Consider the following 13,500-nt stretch of genomic DNA (forward strand, 5'->3'; position numbering starts at 1 on the left):
ACCACGAATAAAAATCAAAGGTATCTTCTTTGTTTCACTATGTGTTATGCCTGAAGACCGATTGTTAGTCTTCCAGGCTGTTCACAATTTCAACCGCAGCGAAAACGGAAAGACCTGTCAGGGTCAATATTTTATTTGATCGTTGTTTCCTTACAAGGTAGCTTCTGTCGTCTTCCATTTCCGATAGGATATGCGTTACATCGGTTTCTACCCGCCAATCTACAGGCACAGCTATGGTTACCTGCCCAAATAATTGCGATATGTTAACAACAGCGTTGCCTGTAATGTCGGCCTGGGTAAAATCCAGTTCGGTATTGCCAAACATGTTTTTTACACTGCCGCCTTTAAAATCTTTTGAAAGGATAGTTCTTTTTATCTCGCCGAAGATGGTTGCGGTATTAAAGCTTTCGTCGGTGTTTTCGGTCATGGTTCCTGATAAAATGTTCATATTCTTTGATCTAATTGTCGAACAAAAATAGGCAAAGCAATAGCCGCTGAAACCGAAAGTTTGCAGGATGGTAAAAGTTGTCGGTAAACGCAGGAAATATGTCGGTAAACGGCGCAACCCCCGTTAATTTATAAATTAGCTACGCCTCTGAAAAATTGAATAGCGCCAAAAACTATCGCGCCCCAAAATATAAAGCCGATATGGGCCATTGTTAGTACCAGGCCGCCAACGCACCATAACGCGCCGTAAAGCATATCTTTTTGTGCTTTTTCCATTGTGATAAGTTATAAGGTTTTCATTATGCAGGCACTATTGCCAACACCATAAATTTATTTATTGTAATTGGTTTTTACAATAGTTGGTGAAATGATTTTGTAAAGAGCCCCTGGGCACCATGAGCTGTATCGCTTTTTTTTGGGGGGGGGTAACCGGCGGGTGGCATCTTTTCAGGTGGATAAACTCAACTGCCAGGTCAATTCAGTATATTAATTAGCTTTTTTGTGTGATTAAATCATTAAAAATTAAGCCGATGTTAGCACTGTCATCTCAATTAAAAATCTACAATAATGGCTAAAAAGTATCACCAGGTTTATTTAAAAAGTAACAGATTGGCTTTTGTATTTGCTGTTTTGTTGTTATTGTCATCAAATGTACTTTTTGGTGCTACTGTTACGGTATCTTCTATTGCCGGTTTGCAGAAGGCTATTAACGTAGCTAAACCGGGCGACGTAATTTTGCTGACCGATGGTGTTTACACAACAACCGAAGATATTATTGTGAACAATAAAGGTACAGAAGGGGAGCCAATAACCATCGCTGCACAACACCTGGGCCTGGCAGAAATTACCGGGCAGGGTGGCTTTAGCCTCATCAACCCTGCTGCATACATTATTATTCGCGGCTTTAAATTTACGCACGTGGCCGGTCGCGCTAAAACAGGCGTAGGTACAAACCATTGCAGATTTACTCAAGATCTTTTTGAAAACCCGGGTGATGGCGAGGAACTTACCGTGGCCGGCAGCGACCAGGAAATTGATTATAACACTTTTCAAAATAAAAATGCCATGGGGCGGTTTATCGCAATTCGTGGCGAGGGTAAACAGATTGCCGAAAGACTGCATATCCACCATAACTATTTTAACAACTTTGCCAGCCAGGGAGGTAAAAATGGTGCTGAAGCCCTTCAGTTTGGTTTAAGCGGGTTTAGCTTATCATCAAGTAATAGTATAGTTGAGTATAATTTATTTGAAAGGTGCGAGGGCGAGAATGAATTAATTTCTGTTAAAGCCTCGGCGGTAACCCTCAGGTATAATACCATTCGTGATTGCCCGGCACAGTTTACCTTACGACATGGCAACAAAAGCCTGGTTTACGGCAATTATTTTTTTAATACGCCGGGGCTTCGCATTTTTGGCGACGATCACCTCATTTATAGTAACTATTTTGAAAACTGCAGTTCGGCAATTGTAGTAGGTAATGGCGACGGTGAAGTAGCCGATGGTGCGCAGCTAACCGCGCATGACCGGCCCGATAGGATAATGATTGGATTTAACACCCTGATTAATAACAAACAGAACATTATTCAAACAGAACGAAAGAACGGAATGGGGGCCACTTATGTTGCCATAGTCGATAATATTATCCAGGGTGGAGGACCGGCGGCCACCATTTCGGGGCCATATACCAACCCGCAATGGGCAGGCAATATTTTGTATAATGTAAAAGATGCCGGCAATATACCGGCCGAAGGCTATAAAACAGTTGATCCTAAACTGGTTAAAACATCTCCAGGTATTTATCACCTTCAGCCTGGCAGCCCCGCCATTGATCATGCAACAGCATCGTATCCCGGTGTTAACGTTGATATGGATGGGCAGCCACGCGTTGCGCCCTTTGATATTGGGGCAGATGAGCTTAGCACCGCGCCCGTTAAGGCGCATGTTTATGATGCTGCAGATGTAGGTTATAATGCTAAACATTAAGTAATCGTATTAATGAAAAACAGTACTGCGCTCATGCTATGCTGGTTAATTGCCATTAACTCATTTGCGCAAAAGAGAGCAAGTAAGTGGGTTTATCAATTCAGCGAGGTGCTGGAGCGGCGGATAAGAAGTTATAAAATTGAAGAGCTGGTAAACGGCGACTGGACATTATTGGGCGGGCGGTGCTGCAAAGAAGCAAATCCTGATATTTCCAACTACTACAGCCTAAAAAGTTAAATAGTGGCCATGCTTAAAGCCGATGGCTCAACGCCGTAAATAGTTTCTCAAACAGGCTGATCCGTTGGATAAACAATACTCTAAAAAAGGTGAACAATAAAACTGCACTCCTGCAATATTAGAACAAAAGTCGGTATAAAATCATGGTTATTACTATGCCTCATTTATACAGACTTTTCTTAACGGATGTATTATTTGGTGCCTTTACCTGCAACCACACTGTCAATCTCGGTTCTGGTGATTCCGTATTTTCCCATTCGTGCACGGTGATCGGCCGAACCCAGATACTCTTGAAGTTGTTCATTAACAGCTTGTAGAAGACCATGATTATTCTTGCTAAATGAGAAGGCGCCAACAGGGGCTTTTCCAGCTTTGCTATTTGTAAAAGGAACTGCTTCCAGTTCCGGGTTGGCATTTGCAGTTGCGTGGTTTCCAACCGCTGTTGCTGCAAACGCGTCAATTTTTCCGGCCAGCAAAGCGGCGACAGCTGCAGGCTGGTTGTTAAAAAGCACGATTTGGCTATCGCTTACCCCAGCCAACTTTGCAGCATCAAATTGCACCTGGCCGGGAATAAGCCCAAGAAGCGCATCGCTACGCATCATCACTGATTCATAACTTATCAGGGATTTAGGGTTGCCATGATACACAACGAATCCATCGCCAAGTGACCAAACTGGCACGCTGAATGCTACATTCTTTGCACGTTCATGTGTTACGAAAATGGGCACGTTCATATCCCAGCGTCCAGCCTGGACACCTGGCAAAAGCTCATCGAATGTAGTAAGCTGATATTCGATGGACGTTATGCCAATTGCACGCAGCACTACTTCGGCCAGTTCGATGTCGGCACCCTTTACGTGATGGTTTTCGTCAGTCCAATAGAAAGGTGGTTCTTCGATATACGCGATTCTTACTTTCTTGTCTTTATTCCGCAACGTTAAAGGTGAATGTTCTGAGATTGATGAAGAACCCGGTTCCGAAATTTCTGTTTCCATTTTGGTTGTTGTTATCTTGTATACTTGTTGTATTTATAAGGTTTATTTCACAATGACCGCGAACTACTTATATAAGGTCTAATAATTAATTTCACAAACGGTTTTTAGTTCAATATTGGGTTTTAGGAAATGAGAGAACATTTTCCAAAAAGCAGCCTTTCTTTCTTTAAGGGTCTTAAGATACCTGTTATGCGTTATTTTCTTTCTCATATACCACCACGCCCTTTCAACTGCATTGAGATCAGGGCTGTATGGTGGTAGGAAAAACAATTCTAATACCGGATGCCTTTCAATCCATGCGTTTATTTTCTTTGCATGGTGGTAGGCTACATTGTCTAATACCACAATTATCTTTGATACTCCTTTATAGGTTGCCAGTATTTTCTTCAGATGTTTCTTAAAGGTATGGCTATTGCCTTTATCTGCAAAACTTACCGTTATTTGGCCCGTATCATAATTATAACTTCCGAAAACAGTTTGCCTTTCCCTTTTTCGCTGCTTACACGGTATCTGAGGTTGTTCGCCTTTCTTTGACCACCCGTAGCTTACCGTAGCCGTGTTGGACAGCGAACACTCGTCTTCGTAAAGCAATACACTATCCGGGGGCAATTCAAGGAGTTTTTTTTAATGCCACTTTAAATGCTTCTTGTTTTTGTGTATCCGTTTCAGGGAATAAACCCCGCCCTTTCTGATAGGTAAAGCCTAATGATTTAATAATATTATAAATCTGGGCTTTCTTATAAACAAGGCCGTAATTCTTTGCTATCCATTCGATCAACAACGGCCCTGTCCATGTAGCGGTGTTATAACCATGGCCTGCGGGCGATTCCTTTGTCAACAAATCAGCTATCCTGTTCCGCTGTACCTCATTCAGTCTTGCTGTCCGGCCCCTGCCTGGCTTATCCCTTAAACCGTCTATGCCTTCTTTTTCAAACCGATGTACCCAATTAGTGATTTGTTTAAAACTGGTATTATATAATTCTTCCAGTTTTCTGCTTGGCTGTCCTATGGATACCTGGTAGACAGCATACAAACGTATCCCTATTGTGTAACGCTCATCGTCCCGGAACATTGCTTTTATCTCATCCGGCGCATAATTCTCTACCTTTAATACTGGCCTTGACATTTTGTATCTCCTTTCTTTTTATAAAGATACAATTATTATTGTGTAATTATTTAATGGACTTTATGTAACAGCGTTCCATGTGAATTAACTTTGCAAAGTTATCAGTATAAATAAGGCTATAACAGATGCAGATTCTGAAAATTTAAGCATGACAGATGGGAAAGAAATAGGTAGTAGCCTTTTAAAGTTGCCCATCCGGCTTACGTCCACGACGGTCGAACACAAAAAATTGCGCTATCGTGATGAAAAGCAATGTGTAAAAATGAAACCCGCTCCTAAATAAATTAGAAGCGGGTTTGAAACTTGGTGCCTCTAAAAGTACTTATAGCATGCCCGACGAAGATGGTTGCAAAAAAATAGTGTCATAAGTAGTTTCACGTAATATGTGAACAGATACCGGCAATATAAATTTATTCATTTCGCAAACTCTTCACCGGGTTGGCCATACCAGCCCTTATGGTTCGGAAACTTAAGGTAAATAAACCTGTTAGCAGCATCCCTGCGCCGCTGACAACAAATACCCACCAGCTAATAGCTACGTGGTCGGCAAAGCTTTGCATCCATTTATTTACGGCGTACCATGCAATCGGCGTTACTATGATAAATGCCAGTAAAATAAGCGATATCAGTTCGGTTGATAACAAGGCTACTATTTGAGCAACGCTTGCGCCGAATACTTTACGTATGCCAATTTCCTTTGTTCGTTGATTGGTGGTGTAAATGGCGAGCCCTAACAGGCCGAGGCAGCTAATCAATATCGAGAAACCTGTTGCCCAGCTGAGTAAGGTTGATGTGTGTTGTTCTTCGTCGTAAAATCTGGCAATCGTGTCATCATAAAAATGGCAGTCGAAATCATCGTCGGGGTAAACCTTCTTCCAGGCCTTCCCCATATTTGCAATTGCGGTTTTCCACTCGTTGCCGCCTGCGGTTTCAGGTTTCAAACTAACATGGAGTGTTATCATACCCCATTTGCCGCCGGCCGGGATTATTGCTGACGGATATATGGGCGAATGCAATGAACGCTGGTTGTAATCGGCGACCACCCCGATAATATTTGCGGTTTTGCCCCGCGGGGCAAAGCCGCCGCCCAATTGTTTCCCAACAGCGTCGCGGGGGGTAGTAAATCCCAATAGCTTAGCATAGGTATTGTTGATGATAACGCCTTTTAGGGTATCAGATTCCTGTATGTTTCTGCCTGCAAGTAATTTTAGCTGGTATACTTTTATAAAGTTTTCGTCGCCGTGCTCAATCACCACTTCCCTTGTTATTATTTCCTTTTTTCCATCGTTATAAATACCCTGCGTTCTATTGTACGTGTCAGATGACGGCGGTTCATCACCTAAACTTACAAGAGCAACCTGAGGCATTAACCGAAAATCATTCATCAATATTTTGTTACTGCTAACCTTGCTGACATTCCATGGCGCCCTGATAACCAGGATGGCATCCTTTTTAAACCCAAGATCTTTGTGTAAAACATAATAAATTTGCTTACTTACTAAAATGGTAGCCATTATGAAAAATTGCGCTACAACAAATTGTGAAACCGTAAGCGATTTACGGAGCCACGCGTTTCGGGTTTTGTTGCTATCACTTTGGGCCTGGTTTTTTAAAACCAATACAGGTTTATAACCCGACAGCACAATTGCGGGGTAAAAACCCGACAAAACACTTACCACAATAGTTAAAATCAGCAGGAAGAATACAATATCCGGTCGTAGCATATTCGCATGAATATTGGGGGATATAACGTCGGCAAACATTTTTAAAACAATTGGTGCAAGTAACACCGATATACATACCGCAAAGAATGTTATCAAAAATGTTTCGCTTAAAAACTGAACTACTAATTGTAGCCGGCTGCTACCCAAAGTTTTGCGGATCCCAATTTCTTTTGCCCGTTGGGCGGCCTGGGCGGTTGTCAAATTCACATAATTGATACATGCCAGCAACAACAAAAAGATTGCGATAGCCAATAAGCCGTAAAGTGATGTTTTACTGGCCGGCGATGAGAAATCAAAAATATTGTAGTCGGCGTTGAAGTGAATATCGTTCAATGGCTGCAATACCAGCTCCACGTTGTCGGCAAAACCTTTTACTCCTTTATCGGTAGGATTACTTTTGCTGAAAATGGTATTGATCTGTTTTACTACTCCGGTTGCCGGGGTGCCCGGCGCCAGCTTTATAAAAACCTCCGATCCCGAAAAGATGTTATTCCAGGTGTTAATATGCAGCCCAGTTGCTAAACTTTTATCGGTTGTGGCGGTAGTAAAGGAAATAAAGTCGTGAAAGGTAAAGTCGGTATTTTCAGTAGGTGTTTCAACAACGCCGCTAACGGTTGTTTTAAGAGTATCATAGGTAACTACCTTACCAATCATTTCATGATAGGTTAACGACGGGAAGTAAAGCCTGGCTTGCCGGGATGTTAATACTACCTGGCTGGGCGCATCAAGCGCGTGCAGCGATGAGCCGGCAAGCCATACATAATTAAAAATTTTAAAATATTGCTGGTCGGCAAGTGTTATCCTGTCCTGGTCTTTAAACCGCTTTTGTGCAATTTTATCTTTGTCGATATATACAAAATGGGGCGACAGTGTATATACCGGCGTAATTTCCTCTATCCCTGTGGCCTGGCTTTTAATAGCCTCGGTTAAAGGGGCAGGTACGCCACTCGAATAGTTTTTATGCCCCTGAGATGATATATTCATAACAACGCGGTAAATCTGGTCGCTGTCTTTATGAAATTTATCAAACGTAAAATCGTAATGTACAATAAGATAAATGACCAGGAAAGCACTTATACCGATGGACAAACCGATAATATTTATCAGTGTAAATAGCTTATGCCTCCAAAATCCGCGGAATGCAAGTTTAAAATAGTTTTTTATCATCATGTTGCGGTTCAATTTCTGATGAAACCACTTCGGCGTGATTTCATGGTTCGAAATTACCGATGTAAACTGCAGATGATGTTCCAGGTTATAAGATGGGATTCCTTTTTTTTGTTCGCTTTTATATTCCGCCGGGCTTTTGCCTGTCAGCTGCTTAAATATCCGGTGAAAGGTAGTTCTGGAATTAAAGCCGGCATCGTACGCAATGCCCAGCAGGGTGATATGGTCATAAGCAGGGTCCTGCATTTTCCGGATCACCTCCGCAACGCGGTATTCATTGATGAAATCATTAAAGCTTTTTTTGAGCACCGTATTGATTATACGGGATAATTCGTGCGGACTTAAATCAAGCTTTTCGGCCAGCAAACTTAAACTCAGTTCCGGATCCTGGTAATAACGGTTGGCTTGTACAGCCCTCTTTAGCCAGGTGCCTTTTTGCTTCATTGCAGCAGGAAGCGGTGGTTTTAAAAATGAAGGGGATTCTGCCCGAACGCCTGGCTCCGCTCTTAAATAGGCTGCCGCCGCCATCCAGATGATTATCACTACTAAAAGAAGATAAAGAGGGCGATGAGCATCTACGCCGAATTGATGATGGTAATACAAATAATCTGCGGCGGTAAAGGGTATCCATAACAGCCACAACAAACCAAAACCTACCAGCAAGTTATGCAGCCAGCGCAATTCGTGAAGGTACCGGTCGCCCCCGTTAAATTTTAACCGCCGGTAAAAGCTTTCTATCTGCCTGTGTGCCAGGTAAAGGTAAATTGCAACCGAAACAAACGCCAATAATTGCAAAAACGGGTTCAATTGCCTGAAGGCCGGCGTTTCATAAGTAGCTGCACCAGTATTTATACTATCCCTAATCTCCAATGCCTGGGCCCCCAATTCCAGCAGCAACGGACAAAAATGCAGCAAATCCTTATACCGGAATTTATATTCAGGCCGGGTTATTTTAAGCACGTAAAAGAAAATAAGGGGACCAAGAGCAAGTGAAAATTGTAGTAGCCACCGGCTCCAATTAGCAATATAAGCTGATAGCCTGATGTCGATGCCCAATATCCTGGCTATCCAAAAAACAATCGTAACCATTGCCAGTGCCAAAAACCGGTTTGCCGTTTGGTTTATCCTTTTAGTGAACCATAAAAGCAGGATAAAAGTGAGCCCGATAAATATCGAAGCAAAGAAAGCCAGGTCGTAGGTATTGATATGGAAAGTATAGGTATCCATCTGAAATATTAAAACGCAATCGTTGTTACAAACTTATAACTTATTGAAGTATAAAAAATTATATCGAATGAAATAGGGCAGTATGGTAAACCCGGGGGCACAGGGTCGTGCAGTTGGTTTGTATAGCTGTTTGGTAAAAGCCGTTTTTTTTACTCCCGTCGAGTTTCAACTCCCGAAAAGTGATCAGTGATATTGGTTTATCCAACAGACTGATACGCCCCCCCCAAAAAAAATAGCGCAACCGATTGTTTTGGCTATTAACGCATCATGTGCACCTTTTTTGATGGGTTAAACAGGCTAATATCTTGCGGTCTGTTTTTAATAGAATAATTACTATCTATATTTGTGTGCGCACACGCAAAATTATTATTTGTGTTTTCCCTGTAATTTATCAAACATGCTAAAAAAACTATTGCTTTTAATTTGTATCTCCCTGCCGGGTTTTTGTAATGCTCAAAATGTTTTTCTGTCGGGGGTAAAGCCGGGAAAGGCAGTTGCTTTATCGGGCAGGGGATTGCTGATTATAAAAAACAATTGCTTGTCGGTAAAATGGCTTGCCAATAAAAAGACGATTGCGATAAACGAATTTGTTGCCCAAAACAATAAACAGGTGGCTTTAAAAGGCTCACCCATGTTTGAGCTGGAACTTAAGGATGGCACGGTAATTAACTCTGCCGATTTTCAATTAAGTACCCCTCCAAAAATAATGTTGACAAAAGGCAATTCAAAAGCTGTTAAGCTTTCAGAAAAAGAAAATGGGGTGGAGGTTTTTGCAGAACTTTTCAGCGTAAAGTATGGTATCCGCGTAATGTGGGAAGCTATTTTAAAAGATAATTCCAACTATATCAGACAAGCCTTTAGTTTTCACAGCCTCAAAGACTCGCTGAAGGTAAGTAAATTAAAACTCATCAAATTCCCCGTAGAAACTGGCAGCAAGCCATCGGGTATTGTAGATGGTTCGCCGATGGTATCGGGTAATTACTTTTTTGCTTCTGAAAGCCCTATAAGTAAGTACAGCACCGGTAACGGGTGGGTTAGCAGCTATATTGAACACCAGGAACCAACGTTAGATTTAAATGGCTCTACGGTTTGGGGAATTGCTCCCGAAGGCCAGCTGCGCAGGGGATTCCTGTATTATCTGCAACGCGAAAGGGCGGTGCCTTACCGGCAAATGCTTCATTATAACTCCTGGTATGATATATCATGGGCCGATCGTAAACTCACTGAAGCAGGCTGTCTTGATCGTATTAAAACCTTTGGCGATAGCCTTACCATAAAGCGGCACCTTAATTTAAACGCCTTTTTATTTGACGATGGCTGGGACGATAATCAAACACTATGGCAAATCAGCAAAGCAAATTTCCCGGCAGGTTTTGATAATATGAAAGCGCTGGCCAATAAATACCATGCGTCGCTGGGGGTTTGGATGTCGCCATGGGGCGGATACGAGCAGGCAAAGGAACAGAGGCTGCAGTATGGCCGAAAACAAAATCCCCCTTTTGAAACTAATTCGCATGGTTTCTCCCTCTCCGGACCTGTTTATTCCGGCAGGTTTAAAGAAACGGCAGCTAATTTTGTTACCAAATATGGCGTGTCGATGTTTAAATTTGATGGCGTAGGGGCCGGGGATCAATCAACCGGCGCTACCTCCGAATATCAAACAGATATGGAATCGCTGTTACAGCTGGTAGCATCGCTTCGCACAGTGAAGCCCGACCTTTATTTTAGCATGACAATAGGTACATGGCCATCGCCTTTCTGGCTTAAATATGGCGACGTGATCTGGAGAAACGGCTGGGATACCAACACACAGGGCCAGGGAGGTAAAAGGCAGCAATGGCTCAATTACCGCGATGGCGAAGTGTATAAAAATATTGTCCGGCGCGCCCCCCTTTATCCCATAAGCTCGCTGATGTATCATGGCGTTTGCATTGCCGATAATGGCGCACCTGCCACTTTTGAAATGAACGATAAGGATATTGCTGATGAAATCTGGTCGTTTTTTGGATCGGGAACAAGTTTGCAGGAACTGTATATTAATCCCCATAAATTAAACACCGCAAATTGGGACTGCCTTGCCAGCGCGATAAAATGGTCGCGGGAAAATGCCGATATTATGCCCGATGTGCATTGGGTAGGCGGGGATCCGGCTAAAGGTGATGTTTACGGTTTTGCAGCCTGGTCGCCCCAAAAAGCAATTCTTACTTTAAGAAATCCCTCAGATACCGCCAAATCATTTGAGGTTGATGTGCCGAAGGTTTTTGAATTACCTGTAAACAGCAGGCATAATTACCTTTTTTACAATGCTAAACTTAACGGCAGGCAAACGAAGGCGCTGTTTAAAGGAGATACCTATACGGTAACGCTTAAACCATTTGAAGTGTTGGTATTAAACGCCAGGCCTGTTCTGCAATAAATCACTTTTTTATGCAAATGGATATTGTCGTTCGGGTATGAAAAGTTTAGTTATATGTGCGCAAACGAGCCCTGTGATACCTTTGGTTTTATCCTTAAATAGCCTTTACATACACGCCCAATGAACCGGATAGTAACTTTATTGATCTTTTGTCTTTTTAATACAGTATCCTTTTCACAAACTATAGCAGGCTATAAGTGGGAGGACCCTGCCAAAGCCGGCTTCGCGGTGATAGAGGGGCAGGCATGGCCAACAGAAACGGCAGGTACCTATGACAGGTTCCCACCGCGTGCCCAAAGCAGCCTTAATCCTAATGTATGGAACATCTCGCACAGTAGCGCCGGTTTATACATTAAGTTTAAAACAGATGCGCCAAACCTGGTTATCCGTTACAAGGTAAAAGGAGATTTGGCCATGTCGCACATGCCGGCCACTGGCGTAAGCGGTTTAGATCTTTACGCGTTGGATCCTAACGGAAAATGGTGCCTGGCGCCCGGAAGCTTTACTTTTATGGATACCGTTACTTACCGGTACTCCAATATAAAGGTGAGCACCAGTTTCCCGGGCCGAAGCTATGAATACAGGCTTTTTTTGCCCTTATATAATTCCGTATCCTGGCTTCAAATAGGTGTTCCGGCGGGTAATAACTTTGCTTTTATGCCTTTAGCCAAGGAGAAACCGGTGCTTGTATATGGCACATCTATTGCACAGGGCGCCTGCGCATCGCGGCCGGGTTTGGCATGGACGGCAATTTTACAACGCGAGCTTGACCGCCCGGTGGTAAACCTGGGCTTTTCCGGTTCGGGGCGACTGGAAAAATCGGTTATCGACCTGATGGCCGAGGTTGATGCAAAAATTTACGTGCTTGATTGTATGCCCAATTTAACCAGTTTTGCCGACGCGGAAATTGAAACGCGTTTACTGGCATCAATACAAGGCTTAAAACAGAAACATCCGCTGGTACCAATACTACTTGCTGAGCATGCTGCAGGTAATGTAGATGGCTTGTTAGATACCGGCAGGAATACCGATTATATCCGGGTAAATAAAGTGCTAAACCAAACCTATTCAAAGCTGATTGCAGCGGGAGAAAAAAATGTTTACCTGTTAACCAATAAAGAAATCGGGTTTGATATTAACTCGACGGTCGACGGCGTACATCCCAATGATGCCGGGATGCAGCAATATGCCAGGGCTTATGAAAAAGTCATCCGTGCAATTATTAACGAGCCAACGGGTCCATATTCCACTACTGCACCTGTTGTACAAAGCCGTGATGGCTATTACGATTGGCGAAACAGGCATAATGAAATATTAACGCTTGTTAAAACCGATGCGCCAAAAATTGTATTCCTTGGTAATTCTATCCTGAATTACTGGGGTGGAGCGCCAAAAGCTCCTTTAGCAAGAGGCGCCGCATCATGGGATAAATACCTGGAACCATTAGGGGTAAAAAACTTTGGCTTTGGCTGGGACCAGGTTGAAAATGTGCTATGGCGTGTATACCACGAAGAGCTTGATGGTTTTAAGGCCGATAAAGTTATGATTATGATAGGCACCAATAACCTGTCTGCTAATACCGATGATGAAATAATTGCGGGGTTAAAATTATTGGCGCAGGCCGTAAAAGCCCGGCAGCCCCAAACCGAAATTTTGTTATCCGGCTTGTTGCCAAGGCGGGCGCAGGAAAAAAGGGTACAGGTACTTAATAAAGGAATAGCAAAATTGGCGGCTCAGGCCGGTGTTCGTTTTATTAATCCGGGCATCTTATTGCTTAATCAGGCCGGTAATATTGATGAATCTTTGTTTGGCGATGGCCTGCATCCGAATGAGGAGGGGTATCAAAAGCTGGCAGTTGCTTTGGTTTCATATCTTAAAAAGTAGAGGGGAGTTCTGAAGGGGGGATGACATTGTGAAAAGGGCTGTCATGGGTAGCCCGTCGAAGCATGACGGCGACCCGACTCACCCCGAACATCGCTATGCTCGTTCTGCCCCTCTATCCACTTCGCGCATAGAGGGGTTCAAAAAAGAAAAGAAAAAATGAGCTTTACCCTCTATGCGGCTTCAGCCGGAGAGAGGGTCGGCCAGCGTAGCGTAGCCGGGGTGAGTCGTGACCAGCGTTCATGCTAATGTTTATGTTATTTCCAACATGTCATGGGTAGCCCGTAGAAGCATAGC

At 43.2% G+C, this 13,500-nt stretch carries 10 protein-coding genes; 4 read left to right on the forward strand and 6 right to left on the reverse strand.

The window, feature by feature from the left end; genetic code table 11:
* Positions 1-64: 64 nt before the first annotated feature.
* A complete protein-coding gene (locus FSB76_RS28360) occupies positions 65-448 on the reverse strand; it encodes a LiaF domain-containing protein (protein ID WP_147059505.1) in 384 nt (127 codons plus the stop codon).
* 128 nt (positions 449-576) lie between these two features.
* Positions 577-723 carry a hypothetical protein gene (locus tag FSB76_RS32290; protein ID WP_158643006.1) on the reverse strand — a complete coding sequence of 49 codons (147 nt, stop codon included), beginning with the start codon at positions 721-723 and terminating at the stop codon, positions 577-579.
* A gap of 291 nt (positions 724-1,014) precedes the next feature.
* Between FSB76_RS32290 and FSB76_RS28365 the strand changes: the two genes are divergently transcribed.
* Together FSB76_RS28365 and FSB76_RS28370 are read left to right on the forward strand one after the other, a co-directional pair.
* The gene (locus FSB76_RS28365) at positions 1,015-2,430 is read left to right on the forward strand and encodes a polysaccharide lyase 6 family protein (protein ID WP_147059507.1); all 1,416 of its coding nucleotides are present in this window, start codon (positions 1,015-1,017) and stop codon (positions 2,428-2,430) included.
* A 12-nt stretch (positions 2,431-2,442) separates the two neighbouring features.
* On the forward strand, positions 2,443-2,667 hold the full coding sequence (locus FSB76_RS28370; protein WP_147059509.1) for a hypothetical protein: 225 nt from the start codon (positions 2,443-2,445) through the stop codon (positions 2,665-2,667).
* A 191-nt stretch (positions 2,668-2,858) separates the two neighbouring features.
* Here FSB76_RS28370 and FSB76_RS28375 read toward each other — a convergent pair whose 3' ends face one another.
* From FSB76_RS28375 to FSB76_RS28390, 4 genes are all read right to left on the reverse strand, one after another.
* Entirely contained in the window at positions 2,859-3,662 is an 804-nt protein-coding gene (locus FSB76_RS28375; RefSeq protein WP_147059511.1) for a transporter substrate-binding domain-containing protein, read from the reverse strand.
* Between the two features lie 78 nt (positions 3,663-3,740).
* Positions 3,741-4,271, reverse strand: coding sequence for an IS630 family transposase (locus FSB76_RS28380; RefSeq protein ID WP_225976314.1), 531 nt, complete (start codon positions 4,269-4,271; stop codon positions 3,741-3,743).
* Between the two features lies 1 nt (position 4,272).
* Complete coding sequence (locus FSB76_RS28385) at positions 4,273-4,788, reverse strand: helix-turn-helix domain-containing protein (RefSeq protein WP_147053445.1); 516 nt, start codon at positions 4,786-4,788, stop codon at positions 4,273-4,275.
* A gap of 410 nt (positions 4,789-5,198) precedes the next feature.
* Entirely contained in the window at positions 5,199-8,906 is a 3,708-nt protein-coding gene (locus FSB76_RS28390) for an ABC transporter permease (protein ID WP_147059513.1), read from the reverse strand.
* Positions 8,907-9,303: 397 nt separating this feature from the next.
* Between FSB76_RS28390 and FSB76_RS28395 the strand changes: the two genes are divergently transcribed.
* Together FSB76_RS28395 and FSB76_RS28400 are read left to right on the forward strand one after the other, a co-directional pair.
* Complete coding sequence (locus FSB76_RS28395) at positions 9,304-11,322, forward strand: alpha-amylase family protein (RefSeq protein WP_147059515.1); 2,019 nt, start codon at positions 9,304-9,306, stop codon at positions 11,320-11,322.
* 120 nt (positions 11,323-11,442) lie between these two features.
* Positions 11,443-13,206 carry an SGNH/GDSL hydrolase family protein gene (locus FSB76_RS28400; protein WP_147059517.1) on the forward strand — a complete coding sequence of 588 codons (1,764 nt, stop codon included), beginning with the start codon at positions 11,443-11,445 and terminating at the stop codon, positions 13,204-13,206.
* Positions 13,207-13,500 lie beyond the last annotated feature (294 nt).

Origin of the sequence: Mucilaginibacter ginsenosidivorax (assembly GCF_007971525.1) — a bacterium.
Classification (GTDB): domain Bacteria; phylum Bacteroidota; class Bacteroidia; order Sphingobacteriales; family Sphingobacteriaceae; genus Mucilaginibacter; species Mucilaginibacter ginsenosidivorax.